26 protein-coding genes and 1 pseudogene are annotated in these 24068 nt (G+C 48.6%); 14 read left to right on the plus strand and 13 right to left on the minus strand.

What is annotated here, in order from left to right; all coding sequences use genetic code 11:
• Positions 1-241: 241 nt before the first annotated feature.
• Positions 242-1237 (plus strand): glyceraldehyde-3-phosphate dehydrogenase, encoded by a 996-nt coding sequence (gapA, locus tag OGX98_RS09660; protein WP_045441983.1) that lies wholly within the window; start codon positions 242-244, stop codon positions 1235-1237.
• 268 nt (positions 1238-1505) lie between these two features.
• Positions 1506-2390 (plus strand): D-hexose-6-phosphate mutarotase, encoded by an 885-nt coding sequence (locus OGX98_RS09665; protein WP_048221615.1) that lies wholly within the window; start codon positions 1506-1508, stop codon positions 2388-2390.
• A 58-nt stretch (positions 2391-2448) separates the two neighbouring features.
• On the opposite strand, the gene OGX98_RS09670 is transcribed toward OGX98_RS09665, so the two are convergent.
• Together OGX98_RS09670 and OGX98_RS09675 are read right to left on the minus strand one after the other, a co-directional pair.
• On the minus strand, positions 2449-3303 hold the full coding sequence (locus OGX98_RS09670; protein ID WP_045441977.1) for an aldo/keto reductase: 855 nt from the start codon (positions 3301-3303) through the stop codon (positions 2449-2451).
• A 291-nt stretch (positions 3304-3594) separates the two neighbouring features.
• Positions 3595-4338, minus strand: a complete 744-nt coding sequence (locus OGX98_RS09675; protein WP_045441974.1) for a MipA/OmpV family protein — start codon at positions 4336-4338, stop codon at positions 3595-3597.
• Positions 4339-4771: 433 nt separating this feature from the next.
• On the opposite strand from OGX98_RS09675, the gene yeaG reads away from it, so the two are divergent.
• On the plus strand, positions 4772-6706 hold the full coding sequence (gene yeaG / locus OGX98_RS09680) for a protein kinase YeaG (protein WP_045441971.1): 1935 nt from the start codon (positions 4772-4774) through the stop codon (positions 6704-6706).
• Positions 6707-6829: 123 nt separating this feature from the next.
• Complete coding sequence (locus OGX98_RS09685) at positions 6830-8113, plus strand: YeaH/YhbH family protein (RefSeq protein WP_045441968.1); 1284 nt, start codon at positions 6830-6832, stop codon at positions 8111-8113.
• A 39-nt stretch (positions 8114-8152) separates the two neighbouring features.
• On the opposite strand, the gene OGX98_RS09690 is transcribed toward OGX98_RS09685, so the two are convergent.
• A complete protein-coding gene (locus tag OGX98_RS09690) occupies positions 8153-8923 on the minus strand; it encodes a class I SAM-dependent methyltransferase (RefSeq protein ID WP_045441965.1) in 771 nt (256 codons plus the stop codon).
• 175 nt (positions 8924-9098) lie between these two features.
• On the opposite strand from OGX98_RS09690, the gene dgcJ reads away from it, so the two are divergent.
• The 3 genes from dgcJ to OGX98_RS09705 all read left to right on the plus strand — a co-directional run bounded on the left by dgcJ (position 9099) and on the right by OGX98_RS09705 (position 11733).
• Entirely contained in the window at positions 9099-10589 is a 1491-nt protein-coding gene (gene dgcJ / locus OGX98_RS09695; protein ID WP_045441963.1) for a diguanylate cyclase DgcJ, read from the plus strand.
• A 45-nt stretch (positions 10590-10634) separates the two neighbouring features.
• Entirely contained in the window at positions 10635-11138 is a 504-nt protein-coding gene (locus OGX98_RS09700; RefSeq protein ID WP_045441960.1) for a YbaK/prolyl-tRNA synthetase associated domain-containing protein, read from the plus strand.
• A gap of 148 nt (positions 11139-11286) precedes the next feature.
• Positions 11287-11733: a DUF441 domain-containing protein gene (locus OGX98_RS09705; protein ID WP_045441958.1), complete on the plus strand. Its 447-nt coding sequence runs from the start codon at positions 11287-11289 to the stop codon at positions 11731-11733.
• On the opposite strand, the pseudogene OGX98_RS09710 reads toward OGX98_RS09705, so the two are convergent.
• Positions 11662-12508 (minus strand): annotated as a pseudogene (locus OGX98_RS09710) (AraC family transcriptional regulator). The gene OGX98_RS09705 and the pseudogene OGX98_RS09710 overlap by 72 nt on opposite strands.
• Positions 12509-12607: 99 nt before the next feature.
• Between OGX98_RS09710 and OGX98_RS09715 the strand changes: the two are divergent.
• Positions 12608-13795 (plus strand): CynX/NimT family MFS transporter, encoded by a 1188-nt coding sequence (locus OGX98_RS09715; RefSeq protein WP_045441954.1) that lies wholly within the window; start codon positions 12608-12610, stop codon positions 13793-13795.
• 36 nt (positions 13796-13831) lie between these two features.
• On the opposite strand, the gene OGX98_RS09720 is transcribed toward OGX98_RS09715, so the two are convergent.
• Positions 13832-14539, minus strand: coding sequence for a CTP synthase C-terminal region-related (seleno)protein (locus OGX98_RS09720; RefSeq protein WP_286595214.1), 708 nt, complete (start codon positions 14537-14539; stop codon positions 13832-13834).
• Positions 14540-14749: 210 nt separating this feature from the next.
• Here OGX98_RS09720 and OGX98_RS09725 point away from each other — a divergent pair, with 210 nt between their 5' ends.
• Positions 14750-15097 carry a DUF488 domain-containing protein gene (locus OGX98_RS09725; RefSeq protein WP_225760821.1) on the plus strand — a complete coding sequence of 116 codons (348 nt, stop codon included), beginning with the start codon at positions 14750-14752 and terminating at the stop codon, positions 15095-15097.
• Positions 15098-15104: 7 nt separating this feature from the next.
• Here OGX98_RS09725 and OGX98_RS09730 read toward each other — a convergent pair whose 3' ends face one another.
• Positions 15105-15353 (minus strand): putative hemolysin, encoded by a 249-nt coding sequence (locus OGX98_RS09730; RefSeq protein ID WP_045441944.1) that lies wholly within the window; start codon positions 15351-15353, stop codon positions 15105-15107.
• 187 nt (positions 15354-15540) lie between these two features.
• Here OGX98_RS09730 and OGX98_RS09735 point away from each other — a divergent pair, with 187 nt between their 5' ends.
• From OGX98_RS09735 to yoaJ, 3 genes are read left to right on the plus strand one after another with little or no spacing between them, the layout of a single operon-like run.
• The gene (locus OGX98_RS09735; protein WP_045441941.1) at positions 15541-16566 is read left to right on the plus strand and encodes a sensor domain-containing diguanylate cyclase; all 1026 of its coding nucleotides are present in this window, start codon (positions 15541-15543) and stop codon (positions 16564-16566) included.
• 47 nt (positions 16567-16613) lie between these two features.
• Complete coding sequence (locus OGX98_RS09740) at positions 16614-16715, plus strand: YoaK family small membrane protein (RefSeq protein WP_144243066.1); 102 nt, start codon at positions 16614-16616, stop codon at positions 16713-16715.
• Entirely contained in the window at positions 16715-16789 is a 75-nt protein-coding gene (gene yoaJ, locus OGX98_RS09745; protein WP_099530266.1) for a protein YoaJ, read from the plus strand. The genes OGX98_RS09740 and yoaJ overlap by 1 nt, the downstream gene beginning before the upstream one ends.
• 49 nt (positions 16790-16838) lie before the next feature.
• On the opposite strand, the gene OGX98_RS09750 is transcribed toward yoaJ, so the two are convergent.
• The gene (locus tag OGX98_RS09750; RefSeq protein WP_045441938.1) at positions 16839-17087 is read right to left on the minus strand and encodes a GlsB/YeaQ/YmgE family stress response membrane protein; all 249 of its coding nucleotides are present in this window, start codon (positions 17085-17087) and stop codon (positions 16839-16841) included.
• 360 nt (positions 17088-17447) lie between these two features.
• Here OGX98_RS09750 and fdhF point away from each other — a divergent pair, with 360 nt between their 5' ends.
• A complete protein-coding gene (gene fdhF / locus OGX98_RS09755) occupies positions 17448-19595 on the plus strand; it encodes a formate dehydrogenase subunit alpha (RefSeq protein ID WP_045441935.1) in 2148 nt (715 codons plus the stop codon).
• Positions 19596-19649: 54 nt separating this feature from the next.
• Here the strand turns inward: fdhF and OGX98_RS09760 are convergent, their stop codons facing one another.
• The 4 genes from OGX98_RS09760 to leuE all read right to left on the minus strand — a co-directional run bounded on the left by OGX98_RS09760 (position 19650) and on the right by leuE (position 21883).
• Positions 19650-20294 carry a hypothetical protein gene (locus tag OGX98_RS09760; protein ID WP_045441932.1) on the minus strand — a complete coding sequence of 215 codons (645 nt, stop codon included), beginning with the start codon at positions 20292-20294 and terminating at the stop codon, positions 19650-19652.
• Positions 20295-20520: 226 nt separating this feature from the next.
• Entirely contained in the window at positions 20521-20703 is a 183-nt protein-coding gene (locus OGX98_RS09765; protein ID WP_045441929.1) for a DUF1869 domain-containing protein, read from the minus strand.
• Between the two features lie 3 nt (positions 20704-20706).
• Entirely contained in the window at positions 20707-21069 is a 363-nt protein-coding gene (gene yeaR / locus OGX98_RS09770) for a DUF1971 domain-containing protein YeaR (protein WP_045441926.1), read from the minus strand.
• A gap of 175 nt (positions 21070-21244) precedes the next feature.
• Positions 21245-21883, minus strand: a complete 639-nt coding sequence (leuE, locus tag OGX98_RS09775; RefSeq protein ID WP_045441923.1) for a leucine efflux protein LeuE — start codon at positions 21881-21883, stop codon at positions 21245-21247.
• 250 nt (positions 21884-22133) lie between these two features.
• On the opposite strand from leuE, the gene ycaC reads away from it, so the two are divergent.
• Positions 22134-22760: an isochorismate family cysteine hydrolase YcaC gene (gene ycaC / locus OGX98_RS09780; RefSeq protein ID WP_045441920.1), complete on the plus strand. Its 627-nt coding sequence runs from the start codon at positions 22134-22136 to the stop codon at positions 22758-22760.
• A gap of 70 nt (positions 22761-22830) precedes the next feature.
• On the opposite strand, the gene zinT is transcribed toward ycaC, so the two are convergent.
• Both zinT and OGX98_RS09790 read right to left on the minus strand, forming a co-directional pair.
• The gene (gene zinT, locus OGX98_RS09785; RefSeq protein WP_370637140.1) at positions 22831-23475 is read right to left on the minus strand and encodes a metal-binding protein ZinT; all 645 of its coding nucleotides are present in this window, start codon (positions 23473-23475) and stop codon (positions 22831-22833) included.
• Between the two features lie 83 nt (positions 23476-23558).
• Positions 23559-24068 carry a phospholipase D family nuclease gene (locus OGX98_RS09790; RefSeq protein ID WP_286595218.1) on the minus strand — a complete coding sequence of 170 codons (510 nt, stop codon included), beginning with the start codon at positions 24066-24068 and terminating at the stop codon, positions 23559-23561.

Here is a 24068-nt window from a genome sequence, read left to right on the forward strand (position 1 = left end):
AAATGGCAGCCTGTTAATCGTGATCACAATCACGTTTTTATCTTGATTGCCCTTTAAAATTCGGGCCGCCGCCCCCATGTGGTTTCAAGCCCAAAGGAAGAGTGAGGCGAGTCAGTTGCGCAAAGCTTAGGCAGCAGATTGATTTGTCGCAATGATTGACACGATTCCGCTTGACGCTGCGTAAGGTTTTTGTAATTTTACAGGCAACCTTTTATTCACTAACAAATAGCTGGTGGAATATATGACTATCAAAGTAGGTATCAACGGTTTTGGCCGTATCGGTCGCATTGTTTTCCGTGCTGCTCAAGAACGCTCTGACATCGAGATCGTTGCAATCAACGACCTGTTAGACGCTGACTACATGGCTTACATGCTGAAATATGACTCCACTCACGGCCGTTTCAACGGTTCCGTTGAAGTGAAAGACGGTCATCTGATCGTAAACGGTAAAAAAATCCGTGTTACCGCTGAACGTGATCCGGCTAACCTGAAATGGGACGAAGTTGGTGTTGACGTAGTAGCTGAAGCTACTGGCCTGTTCCTGACAGACGAAACCGCTCGTAAGCACATCACTGCTGGCGCGAAAAAAGTGGTTCTGACTGGTCCGTCCAAAGATAACACTCCGATGTTTGTTAAAGGCGCTAACTTTGACAAATACGAAGGTCAGGACATCGTTTCTAACGCATCCTGCACCACTAACTGCCTGGCTCCGCTGGCTAAAGTTATCAACGACAACTTCGGCATTATCGAAGGTCTGATGACTACCGTTCACGCAACCACCGCTACTCAGAAAACCGTTGATGGCCCGTCTCACAAAGACTGGCGCGGCGGCCGTGGCGCAGCTCAGAACATCATCCCGTCCTCTACCGGCGCTGCTAAAGCTGTAGGTAAAGTACTGCCAGAACTGAATGGCAAACTGACTGGTATGGCGTTCCGCGTTCCTACTCCGAACGTATCCGTTGTTGACCTGACCGTACGTCTGGAAAAAGCTGCTTCTTACGAAGAAATTAAGAAAGCAATCAAAGCTGCTTCCGAAGGCCCGATGAAAGGCGTTCTGGGTTACACCGAAGACGACGTTGTTTCTACCGATTTCAACGGTGAAGTTTGCACTTCTGTGTTCGATGCTAAAGCTGGTATCGCACTGAACGACAACTTCGTGAAACTGGTATCCTGGTACGACAACGAAACCGGTTACTCCAACAAGGTTCTGGATCTGATTGCTCACATCTCCAAATAAGTTGAGATGAGACAGTAATCTGTAAGAGCGACTCAGGTCGCTCTTTTTTTTGCCTGAAGATATACCCGCCATACTTCAACTTGCAGGTGTGTTGGCTACGTTATCTCCCCCTGTTCGCTTACAACAGTAAGCTCATCGGGATGAATCAGGGGCATTCATGTCCTGGCCGAAGGTTGCCTTCGGTTGTTCAAATTCGTTCCTGACGAATTTGTCGTTCACTTGCCACTTCCTGTAATTCGAATTATTCAGGGTAAAAAAGGATTGCGTAATGATTAATAAAATTTTTGCACTTCCGGTAATCGAGCAAATTACCCCTGTCCTCTCTCGTCGCCAGCTTGATGATCTTGAAATCATTGTTGTCGATCACCCGCAGGTTAAAGCCTCTTTCGCGCTGCAGGGCGCTCATCTCCTCTCCTGGAAACCAAACGGCGAAGAAGAAGTCCTCTGGCTCAGCAACAACACACCGTTTAAGACGGGCGTCGCATTGCGTGGCGGTGTTCCAATTTGCTGGCCGTGGTTCGGTCCGGCTGCCCAGCAGGGTCTACCTTCTCACGGCTTTGCCCGTAACCTGCCCTGGACGCTGAAAGCGCACAATGAAGATGACAACGGCGCTGTTCTGACATTTGAATTGCAAGGCAATGCTGAAACGCGTCAGCTTTGGCCGCATGAGTTTACGCTGTTAGCACGCTTCAAAGTGGGTAAAACCTGTGAGATCGAGCTGGAAGCCCATGGTGAGTTTGAAACCACTTCTGCACTCCACACCTACTTTAATGTAGGAGATATCGCAGCGGTGAAAGTAAGTGGCCTTGGCGACCGCCTGATCGATAAAGTTAACGATGCAAAAGAAGATGTACTGGCTGATGGTATCCAGACGTTCCCGGACCGTACCGATCGTGTGTATCTGAACCCGGAAGCATGCAGCGTCATTCACGATGATTCACTGAACCGCAATATCGACGTTGTGCATCACCACCATCTGAATGTAGTCGGCTGGAACCCAGGCCCGGCGCTGTCTGTCAGCATGGGAGATATGCCGGATGATGGTTACAAAACGTTTGTTTGCGTAGAAACTGCTTACGCCACCGAAACGCAGAAAACAACGGCAGAGAAACCTTCTCGTCTGGCGCAAACTATTCGTGTTGCTAAACGATAAGCGATAATTAATACCGGATGATTGACCGAAAAAGTGTGCGGACAACCATCCGGTAAAATCAGGCCATATCCAACGCAGTTTTACCTTTCGGGGCAGGATATGCCTTATCCAGCAATTTCAGCTCGTCGGCGGACAGCGTAATCGCGAGCGCGGCTGCATTCTGCTCCACATGTGCCACGTTTGCCGCTTTTGGAATCGCCATTACCCCCTGATGACGAATAACCCACGCCAGCAAAATCTGAGCGGCGCTGACATTGCGAGCTCTCGCGATATCGTTAACCACGGTGTTCGTGAGCACATCACTGCGTAAACGCCCTGCCTGGGCCAGCGGGCTGTAGGCCATGACCGGCATCTGCTGTTGCTGACACCAGGGGAGTAAATCATACTCAATACCCCGCGATGCCACATGATACAGCACCTGATTAGTGGCACACTGTTGCCCACCCGTAACCTGCCATAACGCCTGCATGTCATCGTAATCTAGATTAGAGACTCCCCAGCGACGGATTTTCCCCTGCGCAATCAATGTTTCCATTGCACTCACGGTCTCTTCAAATGAGTAATCCCCCATCCAGTGCAATAAATAGAGATCCAGATAGTCAGTGTTCAGCCGACGCAGACTCCCTTCACAGGCCGCAATCATTTTTTGGCCGCCCGCATTCCATGGGTAAACTTTTGACACTAAAAACGCATGTTCGCGTCGCCCCGTCAATGCCTCGCCAACGATTTCTTCCGCTGCACCATCAGCGTACATTTCGGCCGTATCAATAAGCTGTAAACCAAGATCCAGCCCTGCCCGCAGCGCATTTACTTCATCACGACGGCGGCTGGCATTCTCGCCCATATACCATGTACCCTGCCCGATAGCTGGAAGCGCAATCTGCTGAGCAAAAATCACCTGCTTGTTTGTCATCACACCCTCCTGTGTTTATGCACCACAGTAAAGCAAAACAACGCGGGTGTGTCCTGTAATGGTGCACAAATTGCACCATCATAGTTTGGACTGATTTTTACGCGGATCATGAGTGACAAGATGTCTGCAGCCAGATACAGAATATGCGTTAATAGTGTGATTCACGCGCAGTGAATAAAAGACAACTTTCCTCGTTTAAAAATAAGTATCGGAGCTTACCCATGGTGATAAAACAAAAAGCCCGCATTTCTGCGGGCTTCCATGTAATCATCTGTTCTTCATTTAGTGAAATCAGAATTTATAAGTAATACCGGTTGAGATCAGACCCGTCCAGGATTTGTCCACCATCGGGCTGTCGGTAATTTCATCAGACAGACGGGTATAACGCGCAGTGGCGTACATGCTCCAGTCGCCAAGGAAATTGTAGTTTGCGCTTAATTCAAGGTACGGGTTCCAGCTGCTGTTAGGATCGTAGCTGCGCAAACCACTGCGGGAAGATTCGTGACGCGATACACCGTAGTAGTAATCGTTCTGGTTTTCGCTGTTCCACTCAACACCAATACCTGGTGTCAGCGTCAGACCACCGTTGGTGTAACGGTACAACCACGCCAGATCCCATACGATACCATTACTGTTGTCCAGCGTGTCTCCCGCCAGGCTGGTGCGCAGGAAACCATATTGCGTATTGTGAACGTAAGACAGACCAGCCATCATGGTGCTCTTACGCTTATCAAGGCTGCGCAGGCGGCTGTCATCGCTGTCGCCCGGCTTAAAGTACATTGGCGACCAGTACGCCATGACTGATAATTTATCTGTGTTGTCATTCCACAGGTAGTAGCCACCGCCCAGACCACGGAACCAGAAGTTCTCGCTTTCGTAGGTCACGACAGGAACGGGATAAACGTCAGTATCATAATCTTTGTAGGGGTGTTCAACCACACCAACGCCTGCGCCCAGCGTCAGGTTGCTTTCTGCTTGCGCAACAGAGGAAGTGGCGATAAGCACGCCAAGTGCCAGAAGTTTGAGTTTGGTCACAATCCATAATTCCTTATTCAAATGTATAGCAACAGAAGTGTAACCGTCATTACGTTACAGCCCAACTATTTTACGTATTAGCCACGTAATGTAACCCCCTAATTTCTCTGCGAGTGATGACATTTTGCTTGCAGAACGATGAATACCGCATGAATCCAACCCTATTTCTTTACATTAGATGTGCTTTTTTTGCTGATGAGTTATTGATATGCCATTGAAATTCGTTTGCGCACACAGGCAAGTTTTGCAAATGCCATCTACGCTTAATTTTAGAAGGTGTATCACCGAATACGTTGATCTCCTGACCACCAAAATGGCATGAGAGTTGCTTATTTCTTCAGCAGCGACGTCGTTCAGTTTACCTCTTCAGGGGCCTCTACTATTCATATGAACGGCTCTTAACATGTGCTAAAAAACGAAAGGACGGCATACCATGAATATATTCGATCACTATCGCCAGCGTTATGAAGCTGCCAAGGACGAAGAGTTCACGCTGCAGGAGTTTCTTACCACTTGTCGGCAAGATCGCAGTGCTTATGCCAACGCGGCAGAGCGGCTATTAATGGCTATTGGTGAGCCTGTCATGGTCGATACTGCCCATGAACCTCGACTTTCTCGACTCTTTTCTAACCGGGTGATCGCTCGTTATCCCGCGTTTGAAGAGTTTTACGGCATGGAAGACGCGATTGAACAGATTGTCTCTTATCTGAAACACGCGGCTCAGGGGCTGGAAGAGAAGAAACAGATTTTGTATCTGTTGGGGCCTGTTGGGGGTGGGAAATCGTCTCTTGCCGAGCGGCTGAAATCGCTGATGCAAAGAGTACCGATTTATGTCCTGAGTGCTAACGGCGAGCGGAGTCCGGTCAACGACCATCCGTTATGCCTGTTTAATCCACAGGAAGATGCCCAGATCCTGGAAAAAGAGTATGGGATCCCGCGTCGCTATCTCGGTACGATCATGTCGCCATGGGCGGCAAAACGTTTACATGATTTCGGCGGGGACATTACTAAATTCCGCGTCGTCAAAGTCTGGCCGTCTATTCTGGAGCAAATTGCTATCGCCAAAACAGAACCTGGCGACGAAAATAACCAGGATATCTCCGCCCTGGTCGGGAAAGTGGATATTCGTAAACTCGAACACCACGCCCAAAACGATCCTGATGCCTACGGTTACTCAGGCGCACTGTGCCGTTCTAACCAGGGGATCATGGAATTCGTTGAGATGTTTAAAGCACCGATTAAAGTGCTGCATCCTCTGTTGACCGCGACTCAGGAAGGAAACTACAACGGCACAGAAGGTATCTCTGCCCTGCCGTTTAACGGCATCATTCTTGCGCACTCGAACGAATCCGAATGGGTAACGTTCCGCAATAACAAGAATAACGAAGCCTTCCTCGACCGTGTTTACATTGTGAAGGTACCGTATTGCTTACGCATTTCCGAAGAGATCAAGATCTACGAGAAATTGCTTAACCACAGTGAGTTGACCCACGCTCCTTGCGCACCGGGTACGCTGGAAACGCTCTCTCGCTTTACTATTCTTTCGCGCCTGAAAGAACCGGAAAACTCGAGCATTTACTCGAAGATGCGTGTTTACGATGGCGAAAGTCTGAAAGATACCGATCCAAAAGCGAAATCCTACCAGGAATATCGGGATTACGCCGGGGTTGATGAGGGCATGAACGGCCTGTCCACGCGTTTTGCGTTTAAGATCCTCTCCCGCGTGTTTAACTTTGACCACGCCGAAGTGGCGGCCAACCCGGTACACCTGTTCTATGTTCTTGAACAGCAAATCGAGCGCGAACAGTTCCCGCAGGAGCAGTCAGAACGTTATCTGGAGTTCCTGAAAGGCTATCTGATCCCGAAATACGCCGAATTTATTGGCAAAGAGATCCAGACGGCTTATCTGGAATCCTATTCCGAATACGGGCAGAACATTTTTGACCGTTATGTCACCTATGCGGACTTCTGGATTCAGGATCAAGAGTATCGCGATCCGGATACTGGCCAACTGTTTGACCGAGAGTCGCTCAACTCAGAGCTGGAGAAAATTGAGAAGCCAGCAGGCATCAGTAACCCGAAAGATTTCCGTAACGAGATCGTCAACTTCGTTCTGCGCGCCAGAGCGAATAACAGCGGTCGCAATCCAAACTGGACCAGTTACGAAAAACTGCGCACGGTTATCGAGAAAAAAATGTTCTCGAATACCGAGGAACTGCTGCCGGTCATTTCCTTTAACGCTAAAACCTCGACTGACGAGCAGAAAAAGCACGACGATTTTGTCGACCGTATGATGGAAAAAGGCTACACGCGTAAACAGGTGCGTTTATTGTGCGAATGGTATTTGCGCGTGCGTAAATCATCGTGATGCAAATGCCCGGTGGTGCCTGCACTTACCGGGCCTACAAAAACATGCAGCGTAGGCCGGACGCGCGTAAGCGACTTCCGGCACTATGCACACTGCGAAAAGTTGGCAGCACGGGAGGAGCTTATGACCTGGTTTATTGACCGGCGTCTTAACGGCAAAAACAAGAGCACGGTTAACCGCCAGCGCTTCTTACGCCGTTATAAATCGCAAATTAAGCAGTCTATCTCCGAGGCCATTAACAAGCGTTCGGTGACTGATGTCGATAGTGGCGAATCTGTCTCTATCCCGACCGATGATATTAGCGAACCGATGTTTCATCAGGGGCGCGGGGGGCTGCGCCATCGTGTACATCCGGGTAACGACCATTTTGTCCAGAATGACCGTATTGAACGTCCTCAGGGCGGCGGCGGTGGTTCTGGCAGCGGACAAGGCCAGGCCAGCCAGGATGGAGAGGGCCAGGATGAGTTCGTGTTTCAGATTTCTAAAGATGAGTATCTGGATCTGCTCTTTGAGGATTTGGCCCTCCCTAATCTGAAGCAAAATCAGCAGCGTCAGTTAACGGAGTACAAAACGCATCGTGCAGGTTTTACCTCTAATGGTGTGCCAGCCAACATCAGCGTGGTGCGATCCCTGCAAAACTCACTGGCGCGCCGTACGGCAATGACAGCGGGTAAACGTCGGGAGTTACACGCCCTTGAAGCCGATCTGGAGACCATCACCAAAAGTGAACCCGTTCAGCTGCTGGAAGAAGAACGATTACGTAAAGAGATTGCCGAACTACGGGCAAAAATCGAACGCGTACCGTTTATCGATACCTTTGATTTACGTTACAAGAATTATGAAAAACGCCCCGATCCCTCCAGCCAGGCGGTTATGTTCTGCCTGATGGATGTCTCCGGTTCAATGGACCAGTCGACAAAAGATATGGCAAAGCGTTTTTATATTCTGCTGTATCTTTTTTTAAGCCGGACTTACAAGAACGTAGAAGTGGTCTATATTCGCCACCACACTCAGGCGAAAGAGGTAGATGAGCACGAGTTCTTCTACTCTCAGGAAACCGGGGGGACGATTGTCTCCAGCGCCCTAAAATTGATGGATGAAGTGGTGAAAGACCGCTACGATCCTGCCCAATGGAATATCTACGCGGCGCAGGCATCGGATGGAGATAACTGGGCTGATGATTCGCCGCTGTGTCATGAGATTCTGGCGAAAAAACTGCTGCCGGTGGTGCGATATTATAGCTATATCGAAATCACCCGTCGTGCGCACCAAACCTTATGGCGTGAGTACGAACATTTGCAATCGACCTTTGAAAACTTTGCTATGCAGCATATTCGTGACCAGGATGATATTTACCCGGTATTCCGCGAGTTGTTCCATAAGCAGAGTACCACCAGCAATAATTAGATATCGCTAACAGGCCAGAACATACGTTCTGGCCTGTTTTTATTTTCCCTTCACCGAACAGCAAGCGATATAATTTAATTGATGCCGCTGGGATTTAAAAAAGCGAAACATTTTAAGGAACCGACGCCGATTTTCATGCGTACGTAAGCCGTTAAATGCAATTTTGAGTGCGCCACCTAACCCCTCATCACGAATTAATCCGCGAGGCGACATTAGCGACATTTCGCCATTTTTCTGCATAACATGCTCAAACCCGGCATTCAGGAAGAGTTCACTCCAGCCCTGTCGGGTCATCGGGCTTACGTTTGACTTCACCACCTGCATTAGCTGACTTTGATCGCCCTCACCCAGTTTTTGGCTGGTGAACATAATATCGTGAGTTAATAACCGTCCCCCGGGTTTCAGCACCCGATGGTATTCCGCAATCAGCTTCGCCTTGGCTTTGTCGGCATACATTGTCAACATGGCTTCGTTAATCACAACGTCAAAACTGTTATCAGCAAAAGGGAGAGTGCTCGCGTTAGCAGCCATTACATGGATGTGATTTTCCAGCCCATGAACAGCCACATTACTTCTCGCTCTGGCGAGCGCGTCCTTATCCATATCAATGGCATAAACCGTACAGCCAAAGCGCTGAACCAGCTCTATCGCCGTCGTCGCCATATTGCATGCCACCTCAAGCACCTGGCAATCAGGCGTCAGTTGTGACTGGTTGAACAACCAGTCAGTTGCTTCAATTCCGCCTGGGCGTAGACGGGTTTTACCCAGGCTGGCTAAAAATGTATGGCCCGCTTTTTCAGTCGTGCTCATTTGCCTGTCTCCTTCTTCATAAGTTGCATTATAAATACAACATTAAGATTCAAAGGTGAAGTGTGCGAATGATTTTTATTACAAAATAGACCTCTGCGACAATTCCCATACCGTTAGAGCGGACGTATAGCGTGTGATAGACTGAAGTATCTGACTTACAGGGCTGTAAATCATTATGAAATTGCAACATAAAGCGCTCAGGCACTTTATCTCCGTAAGCGTTATTGTTCTGACATCGACCTTTCTGGTTTACGAACTTGTTGCCAGCGATCGGGCAATGAGCGCGTATATGCGGTATATCATTGAGAAAGCAGATTCATCATTTCTCTATGATAAGTATACAAATCAGAGCATCGCAGCCCATCTTATGCGCCGTTTTTCATCCCCCAAAGAGAGTATTTCACCCGAGCAACGAAAAGCGCTGTGCAACGCTTTCGAGAGCGTTAACGGCACGCATGGACTCAACCTCACCAACCATAACTATCTTCCATTACGCGGTACATTGCAGACCCATTCCGGTAATTGCGTCGAACAACTTGATGACATATTCCTGCTGCCAGCCTTCGACCAGGCGGTAAATGTGAATCGTGAGCTGGTCGATTACGGTCAGGGGTTAGGAACGCTGGAATACAAGTTTCGTTATTACATTGACCTAAAAAATAATTACATCTATTTCTACAATCTCGTTAACTCACTCCAGTTCACCATGAACCATTGGTCCTTTTTGCAAAAAGGCACCCTGGGAATTAATCAGAATGATATTGACGATGTATTTACTGGCCGAACCGTCATTTCCAGTATTTACGAAGATGACCTTACGCAAGAAAAAGTCATGAGCTTTTTAACGCCAGTCTATTCAGACGGCAAACTAAAAGGCGTGGTCATGGTGGATGTGAACAAAGAGAATTTGAAACATATTTTTTATACCAACGATCGTCCTCTTGTATGGCGTTATCTTAACGTCACCCTGTCTGATATCAGCTCGGGAAAGGAGATTATCGTTAACCAAAGCGAGAGCAATCTGTTTCAGTATGTGCATTATATCAATGACATACCCGGTGGAATACGCATCACGTTATCGCTTGATTTCATGTACTTTATTGTCTCGTCATGGAAGATATTCGCCTTTTATCTGTTGGCAACGGTACTTCTGTTGAATATGGTCAGGATGCATTTCCGTTTGTATCACAACGTAACTCGCGAAAATATCAGTGACGCGATGACCGGTCTCTATAACCGCAAAATTTTAACCCCTACACTTGAACAGCGGTTGCAGCAACTGGTCAATGCAGGAACACTGGTGACATTTATCGCTATTGATTGCGACAAACTGAAAACAATTAATGACACGTTGGGGCACCAGGAAGGCGATCGCGTTATCACCATTCTGGCAAAAGCTATTCAGTCATCTATTCGCAAAAGTGACTATGCGATTCGCCTCGGTGGGGACGAGTTCTGTATTATTCTCATCGATTACGCCACCGAACTTACACCTCGCCTGCTGGAACGCATTAGCCATAACTTACAAATTATTGCGCCGGATAAATCAGTCAGCTTTTCCGCAGGGATATACAATATGCAACCAAACGACACCATTAATGATGCCTATAAAGCATCTGATGCTCAACTCTATCTTAATAAACAGAAAAAACACCTTCGTTCGTGAAAATTTTTCTGCGCAGGATTTTTATCGTTGTACCAGGAGTAAGAAATGACGGAAGTGAATAAAGGTAATGAGACCCATCAACGTTTGATTTCATTGTTGTCAGAGCAAGGCGCCACGTACCGCGTAATCAGCCATGAAGCAGTCGGCAAGTGCGAAGCCGTGTCAGAGATCCGCGGCACTGCGCTGGGTCAGGGGGCAAAAGCTCTGGTATGCAAAGTGAAAGGCAATGGCGTCAATCAGCATGTGCTGGCTATTCTGTCCGCTGACCAACAGGCTGACCTGAGTCAGCTAGCCAGCCATCTCGGCGGTTTAAGAGCTTCTCTTGCCAGCCCGGCAGAAGTGGATGAGCTAACAGGTTGTGTGTTTGGCGCCATCCCCCCCTTCAGTTTCCATCCTAATCTCAAGCTGGTCGCCGATCCGCTTTTATTCGAGCGCTTTAATGAGATTGCGTTTAATGCCGGGATGCTGGAAAAATCGGTCATCATGGATACTAAAGATTATTTGCGCATAGCCCGACCAGAATTAGTCCAGTTCCGCCGCGCACAATAGCCAGAAATAGTGACCGGTTTATCGGCATAAAAACGCGATCTTATGCGTTCGCCTAAAAATTGTCTTTATCAATAAAAAAAGCCTGTTCCGTCACGCGTTTGCGCGTACAGTAAGCAGGCTTATCTTTTTTTTTGGCAAGGAAACTACGATGTTTGATGTCACTCTGCTGATCCTGCTCGGACTGGCAGCTCTGGGCTTTGTCAGCCATAACACCACTGTCGCCGTTTCAATTCTGGTGCTGATTATAGTCCGTGTTACGCCTCTGAATACCTTCTTCCCGTGGATTGAAAAACAGGGCCTGACCGTCGGGATTATCATTCTGACCATCGGCGTGATGGCGCCAATCGCCAGCGGTACGCTCCCCCCTTCCACGCTCATCCATTCATTTGTGAACTGGAAGTCGCTGGTGGCCATTGCTATCGGCGTATTTGTTTCCTGGCTTGGTGGGCGCGGTGTCACGCTGATGGGTAATCAGCCGCAGCTGGTCGCCGGCCTGCTGGTGGGAACTGTGCTGGGCGTGGCTTTATTTCGCGGCGTACCGGTTGGACCACTCATTGCGGCGGGTCTGGTCTCGTTGATTGTTGGGAAGCAGTAGTCAACCCTGTCAGATAACGGCCTGGCGTCTGGCCCAGGCCTTTTTTGAACATGGTGATAAATGCGGTAGTCGAATCGTAACCCAGCATCTGAGCGACCTGCTGTACGTTTCGCCCCTCTATCAACGCCTGTAATGCCAGGATCAGCTGTAGCTGGTGACGCCAGCGACGAAAACTCAGCCCAGTCTCTTTGACCACCAGCCGGGCAAGATTACGTTCACTCATAGCAAATACACTGGCCCACTGGCCCAGGGTTTGCCATTGCGCTGGCTCCTGCGCCATCGTCGCCACCATCTTACGAATTTTTGGGTGGTCGGATACCGGCAACTGCATTTGCTCCTGCGGTTGCTGCGGTAGCTCATCAAATAATACCTGCGTAAGACGTTGTGTTGACGGATCCAGCCGCTGAGCATCGGTTTTCGACGCCAGCGAGAGAATGAGTTCCCGACACAATGGCGCAATTTTCAGCGTGCAGCAGCGTTCCGGCATCACCACTGCATTCGGTTCAATAAACAGAAAGCATAAGCCGGCACCAACAGTAACGTGATTACTGTGTGGAATTTCACCAGGGATCCAAACCGCATACTGAGGAGGAACCATCCACATGGCATTTTCCACTTCACACGTAATCGCGCCGTGCAACGCCAGAATCAACTGACCCTTTCGGTGCTGATGCAGTGGGCTAAAGAGTTCGTCTTCCCGGGCCTGAATACAAAAAGCCACAGCGGCGTCGTGATACAGGTCGGGTTGATATCCATCCAGCCTCAGTCCCAACATAATAATGTCCGATTTTAGCGATAAACTGTCATTTTAGCTTGATTCATCCATCATGTAAAAACGGTAAGGTATCGCCTCGCCTGACGACATGAGAAAACAATGACACATTACTCTTCCCCCCACGGCAAACAGGGTGCTTTGCTTATCGCGGGTATCCTGATGATCGCAACCACGCTACGCGTGACCTTTACCGGCGTAGCCCCACTGCTGGATGCTATCCGGGCTGATTACGGGTTAACCACCGCCCAGACAGGACTCCTGACAACACTTCCCCTTCTCGCTTTTGCGCTGGTTTCGCCTCTGGCTGCGGCCGTTGCACGTCGATGGGGAATTGAACGCAGCTTATTTGCCGCCATGCTGCTGATTTGCGCAGGTATTGGTATACGATCTTTATCCTCACCACTGTTCCTTTTTGGCGGAACCACCCTCATTGGCTGCGGAATAGCATTAGGAAACGTTCTGCTACCAGGGCTAATCAAGCGCGATTTTTCGCAGCATGTAGCGAAACTCACCGGCGCATACTCACTGACGATGGGCGCAGCGGCAGCAATTGGTTCAGCAATCGTGGTACCACTGGCGCTTAACGGATTCGGCTGGCGTGGCGCGTTGTTGATGTTAATGGCCTTTCCTCTGCTGGCTCTGTTTATCTGGCTGCCGCAGTGGCGCCAGAAAGCCCATGCCACGATGAGTAACTCACGTGCGCTGCATTCCCGCGCTATCTGGCGCTCCCGTCTTGCCTGGCAGGTTACTCTGTTTCTGGGGATCAACTCACTTATCTATTACGTGGTAATTGGCTGGTTACCCGCCATTTTGATTAGCCATGGCTACAGTGAAGCGCAGGCCGGATCGCTGCACGGTTTACTGCAATTAGCCACCGCCGCGCCGGGAATACTGATCCCCCTGATCCTGTACAGATTTAAAGATCAGCGGGCCATCGCCGCCCTGGTCGCCCTAATGTGCGCTATCGGTGCTGCTGGTTTCTGGTTGATGCCCGACCGGGCGGTGCTATGGACCCTTCTGTTTGGCTTTGGGTCAGGGGCATCGATGATTCTGGGATTAACTTTCATCGGCCTGCGTGCAAGTTCAGCACATCAGGCTGCTGCCTTATCCGGCATGGCGCAATCTGTCGGGTATTTACTGGCCGCATGCGGACCGCCCCTGATGGGCAAAATTCACGACCTCAACGGTAACTGGCAAATACCGTTGATTGGCGTCGCCCTGTTAGCAACAGTGATGGCTGTGTTTGGATTTTGTGCCGGTAGCAATCGGGAGATAGCTACCTCATAACGCAGCGGGCAGGTTAATGGTAAACCTGCCCTCCTTTTACTCGCGAGCCGCGCGCAGCATCGCCTGGACAAGTGGAACCGGTTTTCCCACCAGCGCTCCGCGTTCATGCTGAAAAAGCGTGCCAACATAAAAAGGATGCGTCACTAACTCAATAGCACGAATATCACCGGCTTCATCCCAGCCCGTCACACGAAAATCACCTCGTTCAAGCTCGACGGCAAATGCCTGAGATACGCCATAATTGCAGTGATATCCCTCAGAGATAATATCTTGTCCGTAGGCTTTTGCGATCAGCGTATTTGCCCGCAGTTCAATATTGTCGGTCTTTTCAACCAGTGAGCAAGCTAACGGTGCGATCACCATGCGACCTTCAGTATCGGTTTCTGCATGGGCGGCATCGCTCCAGCCCAAAACGTTACGGGCATACTCGATAATAGCATGCTGAAAACCGCCGCAGGTTCCAAGAAAAGGGATGCTGTTTTCACGAGCGTAGCGAATCGCAATCAACGCGCCTTCAGGGTGTTTGTACGGGCTACCGGGTACGACCCAGATAGCATCATAGCCGACCAGATCTTCGCTACTACTGATATCAGCGGTAGTTAACCAGTCATAATCAGCCATCAATTCGAGAACAGCGGCAGCATCATCGATTGCAAGGGGAATAGCCTGATGTGCCACAATTTCAGGACTGTAATCGCCCACCAGCGCAATACGAAGCGTATCTTTCACAGGAGACATTTCCATAAGAAATTCCTTATGTCAGAGCAATAAGGGACAACATAAGGAGCCTCAGCCTACTGATTTTTTGTTGTTATCACAATCCCTTAAATTGGGAGTGTGCATATTCAAAATGCTATAATGCTCACGTTTTAGTGATCTTATCTGACCGTAACAAACAGCCAGAAAATGACAAGCGCGGTTTCTTAACAGACTGTATTGCGTAGAGGGAAACAGATGAATATTCAGTGTAAACGCGTCTATGATCCGGCAGAAAAGAGTGATGGCTATCGAGTTCTGGTGGATAAATTGTGGCCGCGCGGGATAAAAAAAACCGATCTGGCCTTCAACGAGTGGAATAAACTTCTCACTCCATCATCAGACTTACGTAAAGCGTTCCACGCAGAGTTGATTGATTTTGAACACTTTTCCGAGCAATACCGCGCAGAACTCGCCCGGCAACAGCAGGAAGGCCAGCGACTCGCTGCGATTGCGCGTCAGCAACCCTTAACCCTGCTGTATGCAGCAAAAAACACGCAGCAAAACCACGCGCTCGTCCTTGCTGAGTGGCTACGTCAATGGTGACTGGCCATCACTGCCCGGCAGTCGGATGATCCCTGCGCCAGAGCGCCCATTCATCAATGACTTCCCCGCCGGGTAATTTACAGTCAGACCGTACTCCTTGCGGAGTCTGAACTGCAATCAGCGAGCCGCCTTTTTGTTCGCAGTACACAGAAGCAGGATTTGCCATGCCAATTTTCGGTGGGGTTGGCGCTTCAGGCTGCGTTTTACATCCAGCCAGTACCAGAATACCTGCCAATACGATAAACCCGGATTTCATGTTAACTCCTGTTCAGAATGTTATCCCGGCAGATTACCCCTACTTCCAGTCCATCTCCATGTTTTACTGAACTGTTTCAATCTGATGTTTACATTATGACCAGTGTGGCATGTTTCATCTTTCACAGTGATGTTTTATCATGCAGACCAATATCGCCCTTATCAGTACCCAGGAGTACTTAGATCTCATGTCGGACATGATCCTCGCCCGAGTCTCACAATCTTTAGCCACTGAGCAGTCTGTTGAGAGTCTGGTTCGGCAACTTCTGGAAATGCTGGAAGTGGTGACTGACATGGAATCGACCTATTTAACTAAAGTCGATTTAGATGCCCGCCTGCAGCATATTCTGTATGCGCGTAACAGCAAGCAGATGCAGATCCCCGAAGGGCTATCCGTGCCGTGGGATGAAACATTGTGCAAACGTGCTATAGAAGAAAACTGCCTGTACAGCGATAACGTGCCAGCACGCTGGCCTGACTGTAGCGCAGCTCGGGCTCTGGAGATCACCACTTTTTTGAGCACCCCGGTTCATCTGCCGGATGGCACGTTCTACGGTACGCTTTGCGCCACCAGCCGACAACAGCAGACGCTAAGCCAACGTGGTGAACAAGTGCTGCATCTGTTTGCCGGTCTTATCGCCCAGTCTATTCAAAAAGAATCACTGGTTGCTCAGCTGCGTGAAGCAAACGCCGCGCTGATTGCGCACTCCTATACTGACGCATTAACCGGGTTACCTAATCGTCGGGCTATTTTTGAAAATATGGAAACCCTCTTTTCACTTGCCCGTCATCTGAAACACAAGGTTGTCGTTGCCTATATCGATTTAGATGATTTCAAACTCATCAATGACCGGTTTGGACATGAAGTTGGCGATCAGTTTCTGATCCAGATCGGTCGACGCTTGCGTCTTGGATGTTGTGAGAATGATATTCTCGGTCGGCTTGGCGGTGACGAGTTTTTGGTTGCCGGGATGTCACAAGAAGATGAAATAGAACAACGTGACCGTCTGCAGAGAGTGAAGGATCATTTACGACAGCAAATTTGCGGCGACTACCATTTGGGGAATATCCAGCTGTTCTATCCTGGTGCCAGCCTGGGCGTTGTGGAAATAGACCCACAGGAGACCGACGTGAACTGCGCGCTGCACATTGCAGACGGCGCAATGTACCAGGATAAAAAGCGTCAGGATAAAACCACTTTTGTCACGCATTAAGCCCTGCTATTCTGGCTCATCTTTAAATAACTCTGGCAGATAAGAGCATGCGACTCGGTATTATATTCCCCATTATCATTTTCATTTCCGCGGTCGTTTTCTTATCCTGGTTTTTTATTGGCGGCTATGCTGCACCGGGAGCATCTTGATGAAAAAAACAACGCTCATTATGATTGGGGTAGCCATTATTGTGGTGCTGGGGACGGAACTGGGCTGGTGGTAACACAGAATAAAGGCCACCGATATGTGGCCTTTGTTGTCTGTTTCTTAACCTAGCTTTTGATTTTTCTGTAGATAAACAAAACAACGATCGCACCGATAACCGCAACGACAAAACTACCAAAGTTGAAGCCATCAACTTTACCAAAACCGAAGAGTGTACTGATCCACCCACCAACAACAGCACCGATAATCCCTAAGATAATGGTCATAAAGAACCCGCCGCCATCTTTACCCGGCATAATCCATTTTGCCAAAATCCCAGCGATAAGACCGAAAATAATCCATGAAATAATACCCATTTGTTTTCCTCACTTATGTTTTTACGTGAACGATTTACTCGCCGTATAAAAGCATAGCATAGACCTGAAAAATTAAAATTTGTGATCTTAGTCACTTTTGATTTTCATCTTTTTCTTATGTTTCACCGGTTTAAACAGTCAGATCCACTGTTTTTTATCTGACGTTTATCGTCATTAATGTCGAATCGACTGTCATTTTCATCCAGTTTTCGGAGCCAGCCCTTGCCGTAACTGCGTTTTCACTTATGGCACACTTTATGCTTATACAGCCCGTCGCTACGACAAATCGTAGTCCGCGATGCAATCGCGTGGCTTCGTCTACAATTCGCGCTATTTCAGCTTTTAACAGGTCTGTTATTGATGAAAAAAATCACCAGTGTTTGCCCATACTGTGGGGCCGGGTGCAAGCTCAAGCTTGTTGTTGAAAATAACAAAATCATCCGCGCCGAAGCCGCAGAGGGTGTAACAAATCAAAATCAGTTATGCCTGAAAGGCTACTATGGTTGGGATTTCCTTAACGACACTCGCCTTCTGACCCCCCGTCTGACTCGCCCGATGATCCGCTATGAAAAAGGTGGAAAATTCACGCCCGTTAGTTGGGATGAAGCCATTCGTTACACCGCCAAACGCTTATCCGAAATCAAAAACGCCTATGGTCCCCGCGCCATTATGACAACGGGCTCTTCCCGTGGTACCGGGAATGAAACCAATTATGTGATGCAAAAATTCGCCCGCGGCGTGCTCCATACCAACAATGTCGATTGCTGTGCCCGCGTCTGCCACGGCCCTTCCGTCGCCGGCCTGCAAGAAACGTTAGGCAATGGTGCAATGAGTAACTCCATCAGCGACATTGAAAACTCCAAATGCCTGCTCATCTTTGGTTATAACTGCGCAGATTCTCACCCGATTGTGGCCCGCAGGGTTATCAAAGCGCGTCAGAATGGCGCTAAAATTATTGTGTGCGACCCTCGCCGTATTGAAACAGCACGTATTGCAGACCAGCATCTTCAATTGAAAAACGGCTGTAATATGGCGCTGGTAAATGCCTTCGGCCATGTTCTCATTGAAGAGCAACTTTACGATCGTGAGTATGTGCAAAAACATGCTGAGGGTCTGGAAACTTACTGGGAAACCGTTAAGGATTATGCCCCGGAATCCGTTGAGCACTTAACTGGCGTTCCTGCACAACAGGTGCGTCAGGCGATGCGCACATTTGCATCAGCCCCTTCTGCCACCGTCATGTGGGGGATGGGAGTGACGCAATTTGGGCAGGCCGTTGACGTTGTACGTGGACTATCATCCCTGGCGCTACTGACCGGGAACCTGGGACGTCCTAATGTTGGCGTCGGTCCGGTACGTGGACAAAATAACGTCCAGGGCGCGTGTGACATGGGGGTTCTGCCTAACCAGTTCCCGGGTTACCAGGACGTGACCGATTTTGCAGTAAGGGAGAAATTTGCCAAAGCATGGGGTATTGACGTCAATCTGATGGATGACAAGGTCGGTACACGAATCACTGAAGTCCCACACCTGGCAATAGAAGGCAAAGTCAAAGCCTACTACATCATGGGGGAAGATCCGCTGCAGACCGAAGCCGATTTGGGTCTGGTTCGCGAAGGGTTCAACGCACTCGATTTTGTCGTTGTGCAGGATATCTTTATGACCAAGACGGCGGAAATGGCTGACGTTATTTTGCCTGCTACCTCATGGGGTGAACATGGTGGTGTTTTCACTTGTGCCGACCGTGGCTTCCAGCGTTTTGAAAAAGCCATAGAACCAGGCGGAGATGTGAAACGCGACTGGGAAATTATCAGTCTGCTGGCTAGCGAAATGGGCTATCCAATGCACTATCAAAATAACCAGCAAATCTGGGATGAGATGCGCGAACTGTGCCCATTGTTCTACGGTGTTACCTACGAAAAAATGGGCGATATGGGACACGTCCAGTGGCCTTGCCCGGATCTCGATCATCCAGGCACCCCCTATCTGTACGAAAACAGCCAGTTTGATACCGCCAACGGCAAAGGCAAACTGTTTGCCGCACATTGGCGGGCGCCGGCAGAAGTCCCTGATGAAAAATATCCGATGGTGTTATGTACCGTGCGAGAAGTCGGGCATTATTCCTGTCGTTCTATGACAGGTAACTGCGCGGCACTTCAAGCGCTGGCAGATGAGCCTGGCTATGTACAGATCAATGCCAGTGACGCAGAAAAACACGGGATCCGTCATCGCGATCTGGTATGGGTCAGTTCTCGTCGCGGGAAAGTGATCAGCCGGGCGGATGTCTCAGAGCGCATCAATCGCGGAACGGTTTATATGACCTATCAATGGTGGATTGGCGCATGTAACGAGCTGACGCAGGATAACCTGGATCCTATCTCTAAAACGCCGGAAACCAAATATTGTGCGGTGAATATTGAACACATTGCCGATCAAAGTTGGGCGGAGAACTACGCAGCGCAATCGTACAGCGAAATGAAGTCACGTCTGTGCGAAGCCATTGAGTAAGCGGTAGTAAAACCAGCCTGAGTCTTACTTTCCGGACTCAGGCTGCATGTCCTGTCACTCGGCCAGTTGCGCTTTGCCTACGTGAACAGACGCATACTCTTCCTGCTTATCACGGTGCATAAAGCCGAAGTTAATAAAAAATAGCCCCACCATAAACGGCATTTCATACAGTTCTTCAATAAGATCGCCATAATGCGCATTGTGCAGGAATAGCGGTGCCAGCAGACGATGGTGCTCCACGGTGTCGGAAATCAAAAACGCACATACCGTAATCACCAGCAACCAGATCGGCAGCGGTTCCTCACGAAAGCGTCGCGCGATTTCCTGACGTAAGCGTTTCGAGATCAGTACGGGTAGTATAATCATGGCGATTAGAACCACAGAGATGGCGCGGAATACAAGCTTTGGATATTCAGGAAAGTAGTCACGTCCCCAACTGGTACTTCTTCCCAGCAATACTAACCACCACACCGTCGCCCATAACCAAAATTGCTTCCCACCTTCAGGACGGGATAAGGGCCGAATGTACAGTGCGGTAAATACAGCACCAAACAGCAACCATAACGCTTGCCCGTTCTCAATGCTTCGGACAACAAGGCCGTTAAGCAGAGGCAGATTCCAGTTTGCGGTGAACGGGATCGCCACGACAATCAGTCCAAGAATGATTGAAGGTAATGTAAGTCGGGTATCAAATTTCATAAGCGCAGTGTTCATTTCAGTGTCTGGCTTACGATCATAACCCTTGTGAATAGTTGGCTATTAGCAATGAATGCGTATTTCTTAAGGTTTTCTTAATGTTGTTTCATAAATAACCAATGATGGAACTGGTTAATTTATAAAGACAAAAAGCCGCAACACGCTCTCATAACGCGTTGCGGCTTTACAGAAAGGACCACAAAATTAACCAGTAACAGTATGTGTAATGTTACCAGCCACAGACTTCATGCTCATTTTCGGTATCGTATGAACGTACGGTATTCACCAGGTCTTTGACGACTTCAGCTGCCACATCTGGGATCAGCAACGTCATCGGTGTCTCAGTTTCATAATCAACAGAAACGCCATTGCTGTTGTTAGTGACGGTGACGGTATAGGTTGCTTTACCCATGATTTACTCCTTACCGGTACGCACGACTTTTCGTTGATTAGCACTCTCCATCAGGACTTCAGGCGCAACAAAAAAATCGATATTAAAATAGGTGTCGTCGGTCATTACTTCGATGTTGTGCCATTTTTCCGGCGGAAAAACGCCAAACTGACCGGCTTCAATAATCATCACTTCTTCTGGCTCCGGGCTGTGCTCATCCGCGAATCCGAGATATTTGACCGCCCCCTGCATAACCGAAAGTCGAGGATATACCCCGGCACGGGTTCCCTTATCAAGGTGGCGTTCGAAAATTCCGGCAGGCGCGGTCTCTTTGTTCCAGAACGGAGTTGAACGTGTATGGATATGATTCTGTGGAATTTGAAGCATTTTTCTTCCCTTTTCCAGTCGACAACCAGCGACCTTTATTGAATCGCTGCTGTGAACAGGGTACGCCTCAAAATATATATTTAAAATACCATTTATTGGTTACTGCGGGTTTTCACAATTAATAAGCAGGAGCGGGGAATTTTGAAAGCCCGCCGCCAACAGCGGGCCAGTGGCATTATGACTGAAGCGTAGCCAGACGCGCAGCAAAACCGACAAAAATCAAACCGATAAGAGAGTTGCCAATCTTAGCCAGTTTTTTCTTCGTGCGAATATATTGCGTTACAAACGCGCCAGAGAAAATAAGGAAGCTCAGATAGAAAAAGCTCACTATCTCAAGCGTGATGGCCAAAATAAAAAATGACAGCCCTGAGTGCGGCGCATTGACATCAATAAACTGCACGAAAAACGAAACATAAAACAATATCGCTTTAGGGTTTGTCAGGCTCAGAATTAATGCACGCTTGAAAATCGCGCCAAACGGAACTTCTTCCGCCGCCGCATTACCATTTTTCGATTTCAATGTTGCATAGAGGATCTTTGCGCCGAGATACAGCAGATAAAAAGCACCGAGATAACGGACGATATTAAACAAAACAGGCGTTGTTTTGATCAGTGCAGCGACACCTGCATAAGCCAAAAACATCAACACAGCATCGCCGATAAACACACCGCTTGCTGCAAGATATCCCCCCTTTACTCCTCGTCCGACGCTGTTCTTCAGCACAAATATCGTATTGGGTCCCGGCACCAGCACGATAAAAATAGCACCGACCAGATACGTCCAGTAATTCAGAACTCCATACTCTGCGAACACGTTAACCTCTTCCTGAAAAAACACATGCACTTACTGCGAGACAATATGCTAACGAATGCGCCGTGCGATGGAAAGGAATGGTTGAGAATAATGCTCTCTGTTGCAGCTATATTGCAGCATTATTTTTCTCGTTCCAGATTTGCAACGATGAAACTCATTTTTGCGCCTACCCAATACCCAGCTCAGCCACTAATGTTTATCCATAACTCAAGCCTTCCGAGGCGCCCTTTCATCACCTGGAGAAAGAAAAATGACTATTGCTTATAAACGTCTTGATAAAGATCAGGCTGCCGTACTGCTGGTTGATCACCAAACGGGTTTGCTGTCTCTGGTTCGTGACATAGATCCAGACAAATTCAAAAACAACGTACTGGCTTTGGCCGATCTGGCGAAATACTTCAAGCTACCCACCATTCTGACCACCAGCTTTGAAACAGGCCCTAACGGGCCACTGGTACCCGAGCTGAAGGCGCTGTTCCCTGAAGCCCCTTACATCGCTCGTCCAGGGCAGATTAACGCCTGGGATAATGAAGATTTTGTCAAAGCGATTAAAGCGACGGGCAAAAAGCAGTTGATCATTGCCGGGGTTGTAACGGAAGTGTGCGTTGCGTTTCCTGCGCTGTCCGCAATTGAAGCGGGATTTGATGTATTTGTGGTCACTGACGCGTCTGGCACGTTTAATCCTTTGACCCGTGACTCCGCATGGAATCGTATGTCTTCCGCGGGCGTCCAGCTGATGACCTGGTTCGGTCTGGCCTGTGAACTACACCGCGACTGGCGTAATGATATTGAAGGGTTGGGAACACTGTTCTCCAACCATATTCCTGACTACCGCAACCTCATGACCAGCTATACCACGCTGACATCCGAAAAATAATTCGCAAGTGACACTTTTTATACAAAACCCGCCATTGTCGGCGGGTTTAAATAAATGGTCGTCGCGCAAATTAGTGATGCAGCATCTCGTCAACGACCTCTGCTGCTTTAAGCTGATATGGATAATACGTCGGCCAGTTGTCCATCTCTTCAAGCAAAGCCGCCTGTGAGGTATTACCGGTAAATATGTGGAAATGGCTCGACTTGCGCGGTGCGATAATATGATCGCTGAACTGAACATACTTTGGTGCTTTACTGCCGGCATCTTTGCATTCAAACAGGTAGCGAACGCCTTTCTTACCTGACTGATAAGTCAATATTTTATATCCGGCATAATCATACTTGCACGATTCAACCTGATTACCGGTATGAAATTCCATCACCCCATCCTCAATGCCGATGGTGTCCACATTGGTTACATAACCTTTACGGTAATAGGCTTTAATCTCATCCGCCGTTTTGCTTTTGTCCTTCTCCGCTTTCTTTTTGAATACCGGATCAAGTTCACCGCTTACCAGATATGGGTATACAGACTGCCACATGCCATCCCAGTCGCTCAGCGACCTGTCTTTGACATTTTTATCATCGAAAACACCTTCTGACGCTTTTTGCTCTATTTCTGTCATCGGTGCACCGTGGGAATGGTGACCATGAGCTAGAACCTGACCACTGGCTAAAAGCATCCCCAGAACGACTGCCAGTTTTTCAAAACGAATAGCCAAAATTTCACCCTCAAAATGTTTGTGAGTGAATTGTTATAATATAACATCACAACATAATCAACACTGATGTTATAAATTCAACCTTGCTGGTGGGCGATTTTCCAGCGGCTGTCAAAATGGGCCTGATACTGTGCCACAACGGCAGGCTCTCCCCTGATAACCAGAACATTCTCAGAATTCTCAAACTCTGCAGATTTGGCAAAATTGAAAGATCCGGTCTCCAGCGTATCACCATCAATAATCATCACTTTGTCGTGCTGTATGTGGTAATGACCGTCCAGTTGAACATCAATCCCATTGGCAGTGGCAAAGGCGATAGCTTTCTGACTGACCTTGCCCTGGTTGCGTTTTTTATCAACCACGGCCCGCACCACTACGCCTCGTTTTTCCGCATTCACCAGCGCCTTTACAATGTCTGCTGACTGGAAGGAATAAGCCATCATATCGATGGTGTGTTCTGCATGGTTAATTGAATCCAGTACTAATGCCCGAGCAGAGCCTTCCGGAGAAAAACCCACCTGTATCGAGGCATTAGCCAGCGGGATCACTGACCCAAATAAAATGGCAACAGCAATAATATGTTTCAT

The sequence above is a fragment of the Citrobacter sp. Cm046 genome (genome assembly GCF_030333065.1).
GTDB lineage: Bacteria > Pseudomonadota > Gammaproteobacteria > Enterobacterales > Enterobacteriaceae > Citrobacter > Citrobacter murliniae.